Origin of the sequence: Variovorax sp. 350MFTsu5.1 (genome assembly GCF_048302515.1) — a bacterium.
In the GTDB taxonomy this organism is placed as follows: Bacteria; Pseudomonadota; Gammaproteobacteria; order Burkholderiales; family Burkholderiaceae_C; genus Variovorax; species Variovorax guangxiensis.
On record NZ_CP157620.1, the window covers coordinates 3,957,483 to 3,974,648 of the forward strand.

Sequence of the window (17,166 nt, forward strand, 5' to 3'; positions counted from 1 at the left end):
CCGCCTGCCCTCCTAGCCGGTGCTCACGAGCGCGCGCAGCGCGTCGAGCGAACGCAGTTCGATGCGCCCGTAGCCCAGCGAGAGCACACCCTCGGACGCCAGCGCGTTGAGCTCCTTCGACAGGGTCTGGCGCGTCACGCCGAGCATCATGGCCAGTGCCTCCTGCGGCAGCTGCAGCTCGTGGCGCAGCTGCACCGACTGCGTGGCATCGCCGCGCGCAAGCACCAGCAGCCGGTGCGCCACGCGGGCACGCAGGCTGCGCAGCGTGGCATCCTCCGCGAGGCCGTAGAGCATGCGCACGCGCGCCGCCAGCATCGCGGCGATGGCATTGGAGAACACCACGTCGCGCATCAGCACCGCGAAGGCCGCGGGCGGCACCACCAGCAGGTCGAGCGCCTCCAGCGCGGTGGCGTCGTGGGTGCGCGGCGAACCGTCGATCAGCGTGATCTCGCCGAACCAGTTGCCCGGCTCCAGCACCGCGAGGATGGCCTCGCGCCCGTCCTGGCGCAGCGACGAGACCTTGATGGTGCCCGCCACCAGCCCGTAGAAGCCGCCATCCGTGGCGTGGATGGGATCGCCCTGGCGGAACACCATCGCGCCGCGCCGCACATGATGCAGTTCGGCCGCGCCCACCAGCGCCTCGCGTTGCGCGCGCGGCATGCTCAGGAACCACGGGTTGCCTTCCAGCGCGGCGCGGTGGGCGGCGGAAAGGCGCGGTTTCGCAGAAGCAGCCATGACTGGGGAATGACGGTGGAACGGGGGTTTACCAGAACCCCGCATTGTCAAATTCTTGACAGTTCATGGTCAAGCGCAGGCATACAGTGACCAGCTCCCCACAGGACACAAGAACGGAGACTCCGGCGATGAACGCACGCGCAAGTTTCAAGAGCATGCAGGAAAGCACGCGCGAAGACTGGCAGCTGATCGGTGGCGAATTCATGCAGTTCGCGGGCGGCCTGCCCGCGCGCGTGATCAGGCACCTGCAGATCCTCGAAGGCGACTACGGCGGCTTCCCGGTCGACCGCTACACCCACTCGTTGCAGACCGCCACCCGCGCGCTGCGCGACGGCCGCGACGAGGAATACGTGGTGTGCGCGCTGCTGCACGACATCGGCGACACGCTCGGCAGCTTCAACCACCCCGACATCGCCGCGGCCATCCTCCAGCCCTTCGTGAGCGAGGCCAACCACTGGATGGTGCAGAACCACGGCATCTTCCAGGGCCACTACTTCTTCCACCACATCGGCCTGGACCGCGACATGCGCGACAACTTCAAGGGCCACCCGCACTACGAGCGCACGGCCGAGTTCTGCGCGCTCTACGACAACCCCGCCTTCGACCCCAAGGCCGAGACGCTGCCCATCGGCGAGTTCGAACCCATGCTGCGCCGCGTGATGGCGCAGCCGAAGCAGAGCATCTACAAATCGGCGCTGCAGCCTGCTGCAGAGGCCGCCTGAAGTCGGACAGCCGAACGCAGAAGGAAGACAAAAGCTACGCAGAAGCCGCAGAGAAACCAGAAACCATTTCCTGTTTTCCTTCTGCGACTTCTGCGTAACCTTCGCGACCTCTGCGTCCGGCTGCCCGCTTTCTCCTCCCTCAAAAGGACACCCCAACATGAACGCCTTCGCCCAACCCGAAATCCAGAAGCTGGTCTCCGCCGAGGAGTGGCAGCTTCGCGTCGACCTCGCCGCCTGCTACCGCCTCGTGGCGCTGCACGGCTGGAGCGACCTGGTCTTCACGCACATCAGCGCGCGCATTCCCGGCCCCGAACACCACTTTCTGATCAACCCCTACGGCCTGATGTTCGACGAGATCACCGCGTCGAGCCTGGTGAAGGTCGACCAGCAGTGCAACAAGGTCATCGACTCGCCCTACCCGGTGAACCCGGCTGGCTTCGTGATCCACAGCGCGGTGCATGCGGCGCGGGAAGACATCCAGTGCGTGCTGCACACCCACACCCGGGCCGGCATCGCGGTAAGCGCGCAGAAGAACGGCGTGCTGCCCATCAGCCAGCAGTCGACCTTCGTGCTGGCCTCGCTGGCCTATCACGACTACGAGGGCGTGGCCTTCCGCGACGACGAGAAGCCGCGCCTGCAGGCCGACATGGGCAGCGCCAACTTCCTCATGCTGCGCAACCACGGCCTGCTGACCTGCGGCAAGACCATTGCCGACGCCTTTCTTTCGATGTACACCTTCGAGGCCACCTGCCAGATCCAGATCGCGGCGCAATCGGGCGGCGGCGAACTCACGCACGTGGACCCGCGCATCGTGGAAGGCGTGGGCCAGGCCATGAAGGTGCAGACCGGCGGCCTGGGCGGGCAGTTCGTCTGGCCGTCGCTGATCCGCAAGCTCGACCGCATCGACGACAGCTACAAGCAATAAGAGCTTCGTCGCTCCCGGTTTCCACGGCTGCCAGCGCCTGCGCGACAGGTGCCGGCGGCCATTTTTTTGTTCATCGCGCGCACCACGACAACTACAAGAAAAGCAAGAACCAACGAGGAGACAAACCCCATGGACAGTACCGTCATCGTCACCCGCTTCCTGTTCGGCGCGCTCGCGCTGGTCATGTTCGGGCTCGGCCTCTCGCTTTCGCCCGCCGACTTCAAGCGGCTCTTCAAGCACCCAAAGGCCGTTGCCATAGCGCTCGCGCTGCAGGTCATCGGCCTGCCGCTGGCCTGCTACGCGATCATCGTGGGCTTCGGCCTGCCGCCGGTGTTCGCGGTCGGGCTGATGCTGCTGGCGGCCTCGCCGGGCGGCATCTCGGCCAACCTGTTCTCGCACCTGTTCGGCGGCAACGTGGCGATGAACATCTCGCTCACGGCCGTGAACACGCTGCTTTCCATCGTCACGCTGCCGCTCATCGCGAACTGGGCCATCGGCCATTTCGCGCAGGGCGGCCAGGTGGTGCCGCTGCAGACGCGCAAGCTGGTGGAGGTGATCGCCATCGTGCTGGTGCCGGTGGCGCTCGGCATGTTCGTCGCCTCGCGCCGGCCCGGCTTCGCCGCGCACATGGAAAAGCCAACCAAGATCTTCAGCGGCGTGGTGCTGGCGGTGGTGACGGTGCTGGCCATCGCCAACGAGTGGAAGACCATCACGACCACCTTCGCGCAGATCGGCGTGCCGGTGCTGCTGTTCAACCTGCTGAGCCTGTTCGCGGGCTACTACCTCAGCCGCGCCGCCGGGCTCGACAAGCCGCTGGCCACCGCCATCAGCTACGAGATCGGCATCCACAACTCCACGCTGGCGATCTTCATCGCGGTGAGCGTGCTGGGCAGCTTCCAGCTGGCGCTGCCGGCGGCCATCTACTCGGTGGTGATGTACATCACCGCCCCGCTCTTCGGATGGCTGCTGCTGCGCCGCCCGGCGCCGGCCACCGTGCCTGCGCGATGATCGGCGCATGGAACTCCGGCAACTGCGCTACTTCGTCAAGGTCTGCGAGCTTCGCAGCATGGGCCGCGCCGCGGTCGAACTGGGCGTCGTCACCTCGGCGCTGAGCCAGCAGATCAGCCGGCTCGAGGGCGAGCTGGCCACCCGGCTGCTGCAGCGCAGCTCCAGCGGCGTGGTGCCCACCGACGCCGGCGTGGCCTTCCTGCATCAGGCCCAGCTGGTGCTGCGCCATGCCGACGACGCGGTGCTCGCGGCGCAGCAGGCGCGGCTGTCGGGCCACGTGAGCGTGGGCCTCGCGCCCACCACCGCCACGGTGCTCGGCGTGCCGCTGATGCGAGCCATGCGAGAGCGCTACCCCGACGTACGCCTGCACATGGTCGAAGCGCTCTCGGGCCACCTCACCAGCATGCTGCAGGCCAGGCAGCTCGACCTTGCCGTGCTGTTCCAGACCGACACGCCACGGCGCTGGAGCGTGACACCGCTCCTGGCCGAGAAGCTCTTCGTCATCGCCTCGCCCGCGCTGGCGCAGCGCCCGACCGGCACGCGCGTGCGGCTCGCGCAGCTGGCCGGGCTGCCGCTGATCCTGCCCAGCGGCAGCCACGGCCTGCGCGCCACGCTGATGGCCGCCTCCGCGCGGGCGCGCATCGTTCCGAACATCGTGGCCGAAGTCGACGGCCTCGCGCTGCTGATGGACGCGGTGCGCGCCGGCCACGGCGCCACCATCCAGCCCGGCGCGGCCACCGCGCGGCACGACCGTGACGACCTGCAGCTCACCCAGATCGCCGACGCCCACGTGGGCCGCCGCAACCTGCTCGTGAGCCTGTCGGACGACGAACTCTCCCCCGCCGCGCTGGCCACGCGCGTGGTGGTGGCCGACACGGCACGCGCACTGGTGCGCGAGGGCCGCTGGGCCGGCGCCAGTCTTCTCGAAACGTGAACACCCGTTGCCCGATCCGGCCTTTCGCGTGAAGGCCTGCGTGCCTAGAGTCTCCCGGTTCCCACGGAGACCCACGATTGACGGATGTTCTTGTTGTTGGCGGCGGCAACGCCGCGCTGTGCGCCGCGCTCATGGCACGCGAGGCTGGCGCATCGGTGCTGCTGCTCGAAGCCTCGCCCAAGGCCTGGCGCGGCGGCAATTCGCAGCACACGCGCAACCTGCGCTGCATGCACGATGCGCCGCAGGACGTGCTGGTCGATGCCTACCCTGAAGAGGAGTACTGGCAGGACCTGCTGAAGGTGACCGGCGGCCTCACCGACGAGCGCCTGGCGCGCCTGGTAATCCGCGCCTCGTCGAACTGCCGCGACTGGATGCGCAGCCACGGCGTGCACTTCCAGCCTCCGCTGTCGGGCGCGCTGCACGTGGCGCGCACCAACGCCTTCTTCATGGGTGGCGGCAAGGCGCTGGTGAACGCCTATTTCCGCAGCGCCGAAAGGCTCGGCGTGCGCATCCGCTACGACACGCCCGTGGCCTCGGTGGAGCTCGACGGCGACCGCTTCGTGGCCGTGCGCACCGAAGCCGGCGAACGAATCGAAGCGAAGAGCTGCGTGCTGGCAGCCGGCGGCTTCGAATCGAACCGCGAATGGCTGCGCGAAGCGTGGGGGCAGAACGAGCGCGGCGAGTGGCCGGCCGACAACTTCCTGATCCGCGGCACGCGCTTCAACCAGGGCGTGCTGCTCAGGCACATGATCGAGGCGGGCGCCGACAGCATCGGCGATCCGTCGCAAGGCCACATGGTGGCCATCGACGCGCGCGCGCCGCTGTACGACGGCGGCATCTGTACACGCATCGACTGCGTGTCGCTGGGCGTGGTGGTCAACCGCGAAGCCAGGCGCTTCTACGACGAGGGCGAGGACTTCTGGCCCAAGCGCTACGCCATCTGGGGCCGGCTGGTGGCGCAGCAGCCTGGGCAGATCGCGTGGTCGGTCATCGACCAGAAGGCGGTCGGGCGCTTCATGCCACCGGTGTTTCCCGGCACGCAGGCCGCCACGCTCGGCGAGCTGGCGCGCAGGATCGGCCTGGATGAAACCACCTTCGTGCGCACCGTGGAGGACTACAACGCCGCCTGCCGCGTCGGCCGCTTCGACCACACGGCACTGGACGACTGCCACACCGAAGGCCTGGCCCCAGCCAAGACGCACTGGGCGCGCCCTATCGACACGGCGCCCTTCCATGCCTATCCGCTGCGACCCGGCATCACCTTCACCTACCTGGGCCTGAAGGTGGACGAAACCGCGGCTGTCCGCTTCGGCGGCAGGCCCAGCCCCAACCTCTTCGTCGCCGGCGAGATGATGGCCGGCAACGTGCTCGGCAAAGGCTACACGGCGGGCGTCGGCATGAGCATCGGAACGGCCTTCGGCCGCATCGCGGGCACGCAGGCGGCGAAAGCCGCGCGGGCCTCCACGAAGAACGACAAGGAGGCCGCGCTTGCAGCAGCTCACTGACCTCGTCGCGCGCGCACGGGCCGATGCCGAGGGCACGCCCGCGCACCGCGTGATCCCCATCGCCCCCGCGCTGCCGCTGACCGCGGGCGAAGGCGAAGTCGCGCGCATCCTGCAGATCTGCAACGCATGCCGCTATTGCGAAGGCTTCTGCGCCGTGTTCCCGGCCATGACGCGCCGGCTCGACTTCGGCAACAAGGCCGACACGCACTACCTCGCCAACCTCTGCCACAACTGCGGCGCCTGCCTGCATGCCTGCCAGTACGCGCCACCGCACGAGTTCGCGGTGAACGTGCCGCGGGCCATGGCGCAGGTCCGCATGCAAACGTACAGCGACTACGCCTGGCCGCGCGCCATGGGCATGCTGTACCGCAGGGCGGGCCTCACGGTAGCGCTCGCGCTGGCCGGCGGGCTGGCGCTCTTCCTGGTGCTGGCGGTGGCGCTCTCGGGCTCGCTGCTGCACGAGCCGATGGCGGGCAACTTCTACGCGATCTTTCCGCACAACCTGCTCGCGCTGGTGTTCGGGGCGGTGTTCCTCTTCGTGATGCTCGCGCTGGCCATGGGCGTGCGGCGCTTCTGGCGCGAGGTGTCGCCGGCGAACGACTCGCAGAACACGCCGGACCTGCCCGGCGCGCGCGGCCCCGCCGGCGCCGAAGCAGCGCGCGACGCGCTGCGCCTGAAGTACCTCGACGGCGGCCACGGCGAAGGTTGCAACAACGAGAGCGACCGCTTCACCCTGTGGCGCAGGCGCTTCCATCACTTCACCTTCTACGGCTTCATGCTGTGCTTCGCATCGACCTGCGTGGCGACGCTCTATCACTACCTGCTCGGCCTGCATGCGCCCTATGCGCTCACCAGCCTGCCGGTGCTGCTGGGCACGGCCGGCGGCATCGGCCTGCTGATCGGGCCGGCCGGCCTGCTGTGGCTGAACCTGCGGCGCGACCCGGCGCATGGCGACACCGCGCAGCGCCCGATGGACCGGGGCTTCATCGCCCTGCTGCTGCTCACCAGCCTCACCGGCCTCGCGCTGCTGGCCTGGCGCGACACCCGCTTCATGGCGCTGCTGCTGGCGGTGCACCTGGGCGTGGTGATGGCGCTGTTCCTCACGCTGCCCTACGGCAAGTTCGCGCACGGCGTCTTCCGCTGCGCCGCCCTGCTGAAGTTCGCCATCGAGAAACGACTGCCCGGCCGCCTGCGCCTGGGCGCCGACTGAACACCCACCCGCGAAGGAAAAGACCCATGACACAACAACCCGGCGTGCTCCGGATTCCATCGATGAAGGAGCGCTGCTCCGAAGCCGAATGGCAGGCCCGCGTCGACCTCGCCGCCTGCTACCGGCTGGTGGACCTCTACGGCATGTCCGACATGATGGCCAACCACATCTCCTCGCACGTGCCGGGCGAGAAAGGCGCCTTCCTCATCAACCCCTACGGGATGATGTACGAGGAGATCACCGCCTCCTGTCTCATCAAGGTCGACCAGGACGGCAACATTCTGTCGAAGCCCGACTTCGGCGAACTGGACTACGGCATCAACAAGGCCGGCTACGTGATCCACAGCGCGGTGCACGCCGCGCGGCCCGACGTGGCCTGCGTGATCCATACGCACAGCTGGGCGTCGATGGCGGTCTCGTCGCTCGAATGCGGCCTGCTGCCGCTCACGCAGACCGCCATGCGCTTCCTGAAGATCGGCTACCACGACTACCAGGGCGTGGTGCTGAACACCGAGGAGCAGGCCTCGCTGCTGGCCGACCTGGGCGAGAGCGAGGCCGTGATCTTCCGCAACCACGGCGCGCTGGTGGTGGGCCGCAGCGTGGGCGAGGCCTTCAACTGGATGCACCGGCTGGAGCTGGCCTGCCGCGCGCAGATCGGCGCGATGTCGTGCAACACGCCGCTGAAGGCGGTGCCGCAGCACATCCTGGAAGAGACCTGGAACAACTATCAGCCCGGCACGCGCCGGCCCTACGGGCTCATGGAATGGCCTGCGCTGCTGCGCAAGCTCGACCGCATGGACCCGGGCTTCCGCGACTGAGCCGCCACCGCTTCGCCCACTCCCACGAGGACACACAAGAATGACACGAGACAAGCCCCTTTCCTTCCTTTCCCGCAGGGCCGCCTTCGGCGCCGCCGCGCTGCTGTGCGCCGGCATCGGCATGCAGGCCGCCGCGCAATCGCCCTACCCCAGCAAGCCCGTGCGCGTGGTCGTCGCCTTCACGGCCGGCGGCACCACCGACATCCTCGCGCGCGCCGTGACGCAGCAGCTCTCCGAAAAGCTCGGCCAGCCTTTCGTCATCGACAACAAGCCCGGTGGCGGCGGCAACATCGGCACCGAGTTCGTGGTGCGCGCGCCTGCCGACGGCTACACGCTGATCGTCAATTCGGTCGGCCCGATGGCCGTCAACCAGACGCTCTACAAGAACCTGCCCTACGACCCGCTCGCCGACCTCGTGCCGGTGGTGCAGATCGCCGACGTGCCCAACGTGCTGGTGGTCAACCCGGCGGTGCCCGCCAGGACGCTGGAGGAATTCATCGCCTACGCCAAGGCCAACCCGGGCAAGCTCAACTACGGCTCGACCGGCATCGGCACCTCCTCTCACCTGTCGAGCTACATGCTCGGCAAGCGCGTGGGCGCCGACATGCTGCATGTGCCCTACAAGGGCGCGAACGCGCTCAACGACCTGCTGGCGGGCCGGGTGCAGTTCATGTTCGCAACCATTCCCTCCGTCATCTCGCACATCAAGGCGGGCAAGCTGCGCGCCATCGCGGTGAGCAGCCAGAAGCGCTCGCGCTCGCTGCCCGACGTGCCGACCGTGGCCGAGAAGGGCTTCGCCGATTTCTCCGCCGGCTCGTGGTTCGGCTTCTTCGCGCCCAAGGGCACACCGGCCCCGGTGATCGCGCTGCTCAACAAGTCGGTGAACGACGCACTGCCGCCGCTGGAGGCGCAGATGATCCGCGAAGGCGCCGACCCGGTGGGCGGCACGCCCGAGCAGTTCGGCAAGTTCACGCGGCAGGAGTACGAGAAATGGAAGGCCATCGTGCGCGAATCGGGCGCGACCGCGGAATAGGCACCGGATGACGAACACCCCGCCACTGCGGATCCTGATGAGCCCGCAAGCCGCGGCGCAGACCGCACCCGGCCTGCAGGCCGCGCTCGACGGGCGCGCGCATCTGCTGGTGAGCCCCGGCGGCGATGCCGACATCGCCTTCGTCTCGCGCGACGTCACCGGCCTTTCGACCAAGCACGAGCTGCTGCCGCACACGCAGGCCTTTCACGACGCGCTGCGCCATGCGCCGTCGCTGCGCTGGGTGCATGCGCATTCGGCGGGCGCCGACCGGCCGGTGTACGGCGAGTTGCGTGCGCGCGGCGTGGAGGTCACGACCTCCTCCGGCGCCAACGCCAGCGTGGTGGTGCAGACCGCGCTGGCCGGCGTGCTGATGCTGGCGCGGCAGTTTCCGCAGCTGCTGGCCGCGCAGCGCGTGCACGCTTGGTCGCCGCTCCTGGGCAGCGGCCTGCCACGCGATCTTGCGGGGCAGACGGCGGTCATCGTCGGCTGGGGGCCCATTGGGCAAGGGCTGGGCGCGCTGCTCTCGGCGCTGGGCCTGCGCATCGTGTGCGTGCGCGGCAGCGAGGCGCCGGCGGCCGCTCCCGCGCACGAGAGCCTGAGCTACGAGCGGCTGCACACGGTGCTGCCGCGCGCCGACTGGCTGCTGCTCGCATGCCCGCTGAGCGAGCGCACGCGCGGCCTCGTCGGCGCGGCGGCGCTCGCGCGCATGCCCGCAGGCGCGCGGCTGGTGAATGTCTCGCGCGGCGAGGTGGTCGACGAGCCGGCGCTGATCGATGCCTTGCGCGGCGGCGCGCTGTCTGGCGCGTATCTCGACGTGTTCGCGCACGAGCCGCTGTCGGCCGACTCGCCCTTGTGGGATTTGCCGAACGTCATCGTCACGCCCCACACCGCCGGCCATTCGGACGGCAACGAGGCGCGCGTGGCGGGCATCTTCCTCGACAACCTGCAGCGCTGGATGCGCGGCGAGCCGCTGCTCAACCGCGTGGCCTGAAACGGCCGCGATCTACTCCTCCCGGCATTCTGCCGAAGGAGAACCGACGCTCCCGCTCCTCTAGCCGACAGTGCCAAAACCCGCCAAGGAAGGGCGGCTACTGTTATCTGCAGAATAGGAGCCCATGCACGTCCGATTCCCGCGCCATCCGGCGCGCTCTCTCGCCCCCGCCTGCGCCCTCCTCTCCCTCGCGCTCCTCCTGCCCTCCGCATCGGCCGCCCCCGATGCGTCAACGGCTGCCACGCTGCAGCCACAACCACAGGAGCAACCGCAGCAAGACGCCCACGCCCGCATAGAAGCCCTGATCTCCCGCATGACGGTGCAGGAGAAAGCCGGCCAGCTCAGCCTGTACGGGCCCGCCGACATCGACACGCCCAACAATCCGCAGGCCGGCTGGCGCAACGCCCAGCAGGAGACGGCCGACGTTCGCGCCGGCCGTCTCACGGGCCTTTTCAACAACGCGGGCCTCGAAGGCAAGCGCAGGCTGCAGCAGATCGCGACCAGGGAATCGCGCCTGGGCATTCCGCTGATCTTCGGCGCCGACGTGATCCATGGCTTTCGCACGATGTTCCCTATGCCGCTGGCCGAAGCCTCGAGCTGGGAGCCCGCGCTGGCGGAGCGCACCGCACGCGCCGCGGCAGTGGAAGCCACGGCCGACGGCTTCCGCTGGACCTTCGCGCCAATGGTGGACATCGCACGCGACGCGCGCTGGGGCCGCGGCCTCGAAGGCGTGGGCGAGGACGTCTTCCTCGCGAAGCAGTTCGCGGCCGCGCGGGTCCGCGGCTTCCAGGGCCCGGATCTTTCCCGGCCCGACTCGATGCTGGCCACGCCCAAGCACTTCGCGGCCTACGGCGCGGCCGAGGGCGGGCTGGACTACAACGCGAGCGACATCTCCGAGCGCACGCTGCGCGAGGTGTACCTGCCTCCGTTCCGCGCGGCACTGGACGCGGGCGCGCTGTCGGTGATGAGCGCCTTCAACGAGATCGGCGGCGTGCCCTCCACCGCCAATCCCGCGCTGCTGACAGGCGTGCTGCGCGACGAATGGAAGTTCCGCGGCTTCGTGGTTTCCGACTACACGGCCGACGAGGAACTCGTGGAGCACGGCTACGCGGCCAACCCGCGCGAGGCAGCCAAGCAGGCCTTCATGGCGGGCACCGACGTGAGCATGCAGAGCGGCCTGTACATGCGCTACCTGCCCGATCTCGTCGCCTCGGGCGAAGTGCCGATGTCGCGGCTCGACGAGGCCGTGCGCCGCGTGCTGCGCGTCAAGCAGAAGCTGGGCCTGTTCGACGACCCCATGCGCGGCCTCGACGGCCTGCCCGCCGCACAGCGCCCCGAGAACCCCGAATTCATTTCGCTGGCCCGCGAGAGCGCGCGCCGCTCGATCGTGATGCTGAAGAACGAGCGCATGCTGCTGCCGCTGCCAAAGGCCGGCACGAAGATCGCGCTGATCGGCCCCTTCGCCGAGGGCACCATCGACCTGATGGGCGCCTGGAGCCTGTTCCCCGGGCAGTCGGCGCCGGTGGGCATCGACCAGGGCCTGCGCACGGCGCTGGGGCCCAATTCGTCGGTGAACGTGGTGCGCGGCTCTGGCATCGAATCGGCGCTGCCCGGCGGCATCGAAGCGGCGGTGGCCGCCGCGCGCGATGCCGACGTGGTGCTGCTGGCCATCGGCGAAAGCCAGAAGATGTCGGGCGAGGCGCGCTCGCGCAGCGACATCGGCCTGCCGCAGGCGCAGCAGGACCTGGCCGAGGCGGTGGCCGCCACCGGCAAGCCGGTGGTCGTGCTGCTGAGCAACGGCCGGGCGATGGCGCTGAAGGGCGCGGTGCGCAATGCGCGCGCCATCCTCGTGACCTGGTTCCTCGGCGTGCAGACCGGCAACGCGATCGCCGATGTCGTGTTCGGCGACTTCAATCCCTCGGGCCGGCTGCCGGTGAGCTTTCCGCAGACGGCCGGGCAGGTGCCTTACTACTATGGCCACAAGCGCACCGGCCGCCCCTCGCCCGAGAGCGCGCCCGGCACGGCCTTCAAGACGCGGTACGTCGACGCGACGAACGAGGCGCTCTACCCCTTCGGCCACGGCATCGGCTTTTCACCGGTGCGCTACGACAGCGTCGAGCTGAGCAGCGAACGCATGCCGCTGGCCGGCACGCTGCGCGTGCGCGCCACCGTCACCAATACCGGCTCGCGCGACGCGGAGGAAGTGGTGCAGCTCTACATTGCCGAGCGCGCCGCCAGCGTGACGCGGCCGGTGCGCGAGCTCAAGGGCTTCCGCAAGCTGGCGATCGCGCCGGGCGCATCGGAAACGGTCGAGTTCACGCTCACGGCCGACGACCTGTCGTTCATCGGCCGCGACATGAAGCCGACCGTGGAGCCCGGCGAGTTCGACCTGTGGGTGGCGCCTTCGGCCGCGGGCGGCATCCGCAAGCGCTTCGTGCTCACGCGGGATTGAAACCCGCCGGCACCGCGCCCCTATTCGTCCATCTATTCGCCCATCGCGTGCGCGACCGACGAACCCGATGGGTTCGCCGATGCCACGGGCGGTGCCACCTGCGATTCCATCACCTCGGTCGGATGGATGCCGTTGTTCGCGCGAATCGCCTCGGCCTGCACCTGGGCGCGATCGACCCCCGACACGCTCGGCGCGGGCTGCGATTCGGCGACCTCGGTCGCATGGACTCCGTTGTTCGCACGCGCGGCCTCGTCGGCCACCGCATCGCGCGACTGCGTCGAGTGCGAGATCTGCGGATAGTCCGGATCGGCCCGCCCGCCCGCATGCGCGAGCGATGCCAGCACCAGCGCGGGCCCGGTGGCGATGCACAGGGCAATAGTTCGAACTCTCATGGCTGTCTCCTTGAGTGATGACGATGGGTTCACTCTAGGACGCGGCACTTATGTGCCGCTGAGGGTCTGCTTAGGGTGCCGTGAGAGTTCGCTTAGGCGCGGATGAGCGCTTCTAGTGCGCGATCCGTTCGGCAAGCTGGTCAACATCCTCGTCCACACCTGACGCGCCCGGGGCAGCAGGCGTCAGTCGAGCCCGTGGAAAGTGCTGTCGTCGGGCCCGATGTGCGAGGGCGGCGTCCACGCGGCGTCGCGCATCGAGCGGCTCACGAGCTTGTCCACGCCCAGCAGCGTGGCGAAGATGGCCATGCGCACCGGGATGCCGTTGTCGGTCTGGCGGAAGATGGCCAGGCGGGGATCGTTGTTGAGGTCGACACTGAGATCGTGCGAGCCCGGGCGGCTGTCGCGCGGCAGCGGGTGCATTACCACCACGTCGGGCTTGCACGCCGATTCGACCAGCGCGCGGTTGATCTCGAAGGCGTTGTCGAAGCCTTCCAGCACTTCGTCGTGGGCGAAGCGTTCCTTCTGGATGCGCGTGGCGTAGATGATGTCCGCGCCGGCCAGCCCCTGCGCCGGGGTGGCGGCGATCTCGACCACATGGCCGTTGCGGCTCACCGCATCGACGATCCCGGCGGGCATGGCCAGCGACGGCGGCGAGATCAGCGTGAACTTCAGGCCCTTGTACAGCGCCAGCAGCTTGATGAGCGAATGCACGGTGCGCCCGTATTTCAGGTCGCCGACCATCGCGATGTGCGCACCGTCCACCAGCTTGCCCAGCCGCGAGAACTCGCGCTGGATGGTGTACAGGTCGAGCAGTGCCTGGCTCGGATGTTCGCCCGGACCGTCGCCGCCGTTGATGACGGGCACGTTGGTGGCGCGCGCGAATTCCGCCACCGAGCCTTGCTCAGGGTGCCGAACGACGATCGCGTCGACGTAGCCGCTGATGACGCGGCTGGTGTCGTAGATCGACTCGCCCTTGGCCATCGACGAGAAGGTGAAGCCGGTGGTGTCGCATACCGAGCCGCCCAGCCGGCAGAAAGCCGCGCCGAAGCTCACCCGGGTGCGCGTGCTGGCCTCGAAGAACAGGTTGGCCAGCACGGCCCCTTCGAGCACGCGGCTCACCTTGCGGCGGCGCGCGATGGGCTGCATCACGTCGGCCAGATGGAAGAGTTCGTCGATGGCGTCGCGGTTGAACTGGCTGACCGAGAGCAGGTGCAGCGAGCCCTCGACGGCCATCGACTTGCGCAACGCGCCTTCATGTGCGCTTTGCGTATATTCACAGCGCCGACCATCCGAAGCCAGGATTTCGCTGACGAAGCGCCGCGCGACCTCGGGCATGGCCCTGAATTCGTTGGATTCGTCGGGCAGCAGCCAGGCGTCGAGCGCCCTTCTGCGGCTGCCGATGCGCTCGGCGAAAGCGTCGCGCGTCATGTTGAGCTGACGCATCGCGTCGCGGAGGAGCACCTGTTGCGGCATGTTCATGAGCCGCAAATATATACTCATTGCGTATATTTTAGAAGCCCCAAGGCGAAACATGCGCCCATGAAAAAAGCGGGCCGATCGGCCCGCTTTTCGTCCTTGTCCATGCAGCCGCAGCAGCGGCCGATGTCGCCTGATTACAGGCCAGCCTGGCGCGTGAACGACACGCTCGGCTTCTTGTAGGCTTGCGGCACTTCGTCGCGATAGAACGCGCGGCGATCGAGGCTGGCGAGCGGGTCGTGCGCCTTGGCGACGGCCTCGGCCTGCACGGTCGCACGGTTGGCGGTAGAGGTGAAGCTCTGTGCACCGGCGGCGGAGGCATCGCTGTATTCGTTGCCGGCGCGGGCGGCGGCAGCGGCTTGCGGTGCGACTTCGGCACGGGTCACCGAGGAATTCACGACGTGCACGCCGTCATAGGTTTCTGCTTGTGCTCCGGCAGCAGCCAGGAGCGAGAGAGCAGCAGCGGCGAGGATCTTCGAGGCATTCATTTCAATCTCCTTCAGGGCAAACGGGTTGGTTGGTGAGGAGAAGTTTGATCCTGAATCGCCCCGAAAAACGCGTGCAAAAAGAACCGCGGCGTTCACGGGATTGAAACAATGCGGGCCTTGAAAAAGCGTCTCGCCGATACGGTCCGACGCCTTCAGTGGCTGATCATCCAGGGCCTTCGCGACGGTGCCGACTTCGCGCCGTTGGGCGCGGTCATCGTTGCGGCGCGCTTCGACGAAGAGCCGCAGCAGCCGCACCCCGCGGGATGCCGCAGCCTCGCATAGTCGCGCGAACTCGTCGGCTCGTGCCGTGCGCGCTCGTTGGTTTCCATTGCGCGGCGCGTGCCCGTGGCCATCAGCGCGAGCCGGGGCGCGGCCGACAGCACGCGAGGCGACGCGCTGCCGCAGTCGGGGCATGCGGCCGGCTCGTCGCGCAGGCCCGAGGGCCGCAGCGCCTCGAAGCCGCCGCAATGCCCGCAGGCGTAGTCGTAGGTGGGCATGGCGGGTCTTTCTTCAATGTTCAGCGCAGGTCCGGCGACAGCGGCATGTCGATGCTGCCGTCGATGAACTTCACAGGGCCGGCGGCGCTGGGGTTGATATCGAAGTCGAAGATGCCCGTGGGCAGCCACAGCGTGGTGCACGAGTTGGGCACGTCGACCACGCCACTGATGTGCCCCTGCACGGGCGCGGTGCCGAGGATCGAGTAGGCCTGCGCGCCCGAGTAGCCGAACTTCTTCAGGTACTCGATGGCGTTCAGGCAGGCCTGGCGGTAGGCCACGTTCACGTCGAGGTAATGCTGCTTGCCGCTCTCGTCGACCGAGATGCCCTCGAAGATCAGGTAGTCGTTGTACTGCGGCGTGATGGGGCTGGGCTTGAAGATCGGGTTCCTGATGCCGTACTTGGCCATGCCGCCCTTGATGAGCGTGACCTTCATGTGCACCCAGCCGGCCATCTCGATGGCGCCGCAGAAGGTGATCTCGCCGTCGCCCTGGCTGAAGTGCAGGTCGCCCACGCTCAGGCCCGCGCCGTCGACGTACACCGGAAAGAACACCTTGGAGCCGCGCGACAGGTCCTTGATGTCGCAGTTGCCGCCATGCTCGCGCGGCGGCACGGTGCGTGCGCCCTCGGCGGCGGCCTTCGCCCTCGCCTCGCCGGTCATCTTGCCCATGTGGGCGGTGCCCGCGAAGGGCGGATTGGCCAGGCCGGGCACGCGCTCAGGGTCGGTGGCAATCAGCGCCTTCTCGCGCTCGTTCCACATGTCGAGCATCGGTTTGTCGGGCAGGCAGCCGATCAGGCCTGGGTGGATGAGACCTGCGAAGTTCACGCCCGGCACGTGGCGCGAGCTGGTGAACATGCCCTTGAAATCCCAGATCGACTTCTGCGCCTCGGGGAAATGGTCGGTGAGGAAGCCGCCGCCGTTCTTCTTCGAGAAGAAGCCGTTGAAGCCCCAGAGGCTGTCCTGCTTGGCGCCGATGTCCAGCAGGTCGACCACCAGCAGGTCGCCGGGCTCGGCCCCCTTCACGCCCACGGGGCCGGAGAGGTAGTGCACCGTGCTCAGGTCGATGTCGCGCACGTCGTCAGCGCTGTCGTTGTTCTTGATGAAGCCGCCGGTCCAGTCGAAGGTCTCCAGGATGAAGTCGTCGCCCGGGTTGACCCAGCAGGCCATCGGGATGTCCGGATGCCAGCGGTTGTGGATCATCTCGTTCTCGGTGGGCGGCTTGGTCAGGTCGACCTTGATCAGCGTGTCCGTCATTTGCAGTGGCTCCTGGGGTTGTGGTTAAACAGAGAGGTAGGCTTTGATGCGGTCGACATCGGTCTTGTCGCGCGCCGTCTCGTGCACGAGCCGCCCGCCCTCGATCACGAAGAGCCGGTCGGCCACGTCCATCGCGAAGCTCAGCACCTGCTCGGACACCACGATGGTGATGCCGCGCAGCTTCCGGATCTCGTTGAGCGCCTTCGCGATGTCCTTGATGATCGAAGGCTGGATGCCTTCGGTGGGTTCGTCCAGCAGCAGCACCTTGGGGTCTGTGACGAGCGCGCGCGCAATGGCGAGCTGCTGCTGCTGGCCGCCCGAGAGGTTGCCGCCCTTGCGGCTCTTCATGTCCCACAGCACGGGGAAGAGCGCGTAGATTTCTTCCGGGATGCGCCGTGTCTTCGAGTTCTCCAGGCCGGTCTGGATGTTCTCCTCCACCGTCAGCGTCGGAAAGATCATCCGCCCCTGCGGCACGTAGGCGATGCCCTTGGCCACGCGGCGGAAGCTCTCGTCGCGCGACACGTCCTGCCCCGCCACCTCGATGCGCCCGCTCTTCAGCGGAAGCACGCCCATCAGGCTCTTGAACAGCGTGGTCTTGCCCATGCCGTTGCGGCCCATGATGGCGACGGTCTCGTTGGCGTGGCCGTCGAACGAGATGCCGTGCAGCGCCTCGCTTTGGCCGTAGGCGACGTGCAGGTCCTCGACCTTCAGGTTGATGTTGCTCATG

The 17,166-nt window shown here is 68.2% G+C and carries 17 protein-coding genes; 10 read left to right on the forward strand and 7 right to left on the reverse strand.

The annotated features are described in order from the left end of the window. Positions 1-12: 12 nt before the first annotated feature. A complete protein-coding gene (locus ABL843_RS17985) occupies positions 13-735 on the reverse strand; it encodes a Crp/Fnr family transcriptional regulator (RefSeq protein ID WP_126022125.1) in 723 nt (240 codons plus the stop codon). A 128-nt stretch (positions 736-863) separates the two neighbouring features. Here ABL843_RS17985 and ABL843_RS17990 point away from each other — a divergent pair, with 128 nt between their 5' ends. The 10 genes from ABL843_RS17990 (at position 864) to ABL843_RS18035 (ending at position 12,333) form a co-directional block, all read left to right on the forward strand. Continuing rightward, a complete protein-coding gene (locus tag ABL843_RS17990; RefSeq protein ID WP_418116724.1) occupies positions 864-1,457 on the forward strand; it encodes an HD domain-containing protein in 594 nt (197 codons plus the stop codon). Between the two features lie 157 nt (positions 1,458-1,614). Then, positions 1,615-2,382, forward strand: coding sequence for a class II aldolase/adducin family protein (locus ABL843_RS17995; protein WP_126022123.1), 768 nt, complete (start codon positions 1,615-1,617; stop codon positions 2,380-2,382). A 129-nt stretch (positions 2,383-2,511) separates the two neighbouring features. After that, positions 2,512-3,390 (forward strand): bile acid:sodium symporter family protein, encoded by an 879-nt coding sequence (locus ABL843_RS18000; protein WP_418116725.1) that lies wholly within the window; start codon positions 2,512-2,514, stop codon positions 3,388-3,390. 7 nt (positions 3,391-3,397) lie between these two features. Further along, complete coding sequence (locus tag ABL843_RS18005; RefSeq protein ID WP_418116726.1) at positions 3,398-4,324, forward strand: LysR substrate-binding domain-containing protein; 927 nt, start codon at positions 3,398-3,400, stop codon at positions 4,322-4,324. A 77-nt stretch (positions 4,325-4,401) separates the two neighbouring features. Next, complete coding sequence (tcuA, locus tag ABL843_RS18010) at positions 4,402-5,829, forward strand: FAD-dependent tricarballylate dehydrogenase TcuA (RefSeq protein ID WP_369661926.1); 1,428 nt, start codon at positions 4,402-4,404, stop codon at positions 5,827-5,829. After that, entirely contained in the window at positions 5,813-7,039 is a 1,227-nt protein-coding gene (gene tcuB, locus ABL843_RS18015) for a tricarballylate utilization 4Fe-4S protein TcuB (RefSeq protein WP_418116727.1), read from the forward strand. Before tcuA ends, tcuB begins: the two co-directional genes overlap by 17 nt. A 26-nt stretch (positions 7,040-7,065) precedes the next feature. Further along, positions 7,066-7,857, forward strand: coding sequence for a class II aldolase/adducin family protein (locus tag ABL843_RS18020; protein WP_126022118.1), 792 nt, complete (start codon positions 7,066-7,068; stop codon positions 7,855-7,857). Positions 7,858-7,897: 40 nt separating this feature from the next. Further along, positions 7,898-8,890 (forward strand): Bug family tripartite tricarboxylate transporter substrate binding protein, encoded by a 993-nt coding sequence (locus tag ABL843_RS18025; protein WP_418116728.1) that lies wholly within the window; start codon positions 7,898-7,900, stop codon positions 8,888-8,890. 37 nt (positions 8,891-8,927) lie between these two features. After that, positions 8,928-9,881, forward strand: a complete 954-nt coding sequence (locus ABL843_RS18030) for a D-2-hydroxyacid dehydrogenase (RefSeq protein WP_418116729.1) — start codon at positions 8,928-8,930, stop codon at positions 9,879-9,881. Between the two features lie 313 nt (positions 9,882-10,194). Beyond that, on the forward strand, positions 10,195-12,333 hold the full coding sequence (locus ABL843_RS18035; RefSeq protein WP_418116730.1) for a glycoside hydrolase family 3 N-terminal domain-containing protein: 2,139 nt from the start codon (positions 10,195-10,197) through the stop codon (positions 12,331-12,333). 32 nt (positions 12,334-12,365) lie between these two features. On the opposite strand, the gene ABL843_RS18040 is transcribed toward ABL843_RS18035, so the two are convergent. The 6 genes from ABL843_RS18040 to urtE all read right to left on the reverse strand — a co-directional run bounded on the left by ABL843_RS18040 (position 12,366) and on the right by urtE (position 17,165). Beyond that, the gene (locus tag ABL843_RS18040) at positions 12,366-12,725 is read right to left on the reverse strand and encodes a hypothetical protein (RefSeq protein ID WP_418116731.1); all 360 of its coding nucleotides are present in this window, start codon (positions 12,723-12,725) and stop codon (positions 12,366-12,368) included. Positions 12,726-12,908: 183 nt separating this feature from the next. Continuing rightward, positions 12,909-14,204 carry an aspartate carbamoyltransferase gene (locus tag ABL843_RS18045; protein WP_418116732.1) on the reverse strand — a complete coding sequence of 432 codons (1,296 nt, stop codon included), beginning with the start codon at positions 14,202-14,204 and terminating at the stop codon, positions 12,909-12,911. Positions 14,205-14,338: 134 nt separating this feature from the next. Beyond that, a complete protein-coding gene (locus tag ABL843_RS18050) occupies positions 14,339-14,689 on the reverse strand; it encodes an alpha/beta hydrolase (RefSeq protein WP_126022109.1) in 351 nt (116 codons plus the stop codon). Positions 14,690-14,841: 152 nt separating this feature from the next. After that, positions 14,842-15,186 (reverse strand): zinc ribbon domain-containing protein, encoded by a 345-nt coding sequence (locus tag ABL843_RS18055; protein WP_418116733.1) that lies wholly within the window; start codon positions 15,184-15,186, stop codon positions 14,842-14,844. A 20-nt stretch (positions 15,187-15,206) separates the two neighbouring features. After that, positions 15,207-16,439, reverse strand: coding sequence for a formamidase (gene fmdA, locus ABL843_RS18060; RefSeq protein ID WP_418116734.1), 1,233 nt, complete (start codon positions 16,437-16,439; stop codon positions 15,207-15,209). 24 nt (positions 16,440-16,463) lie between these two features. Continuing rightward, positions 16,464-17,165: an urea ABC transporter ATP-binding subunit UrtE gene (gene urtE / locus ABL843_RS18065; protein WP_184637236.1), complete on the reverse strand. Its 702-nt coding sequence runs from the start codon at positions 17,163-17,165 to the stop codon at positions 16,464-16,466. Position 17,166 lies beyond the last annotated feature (1 nt).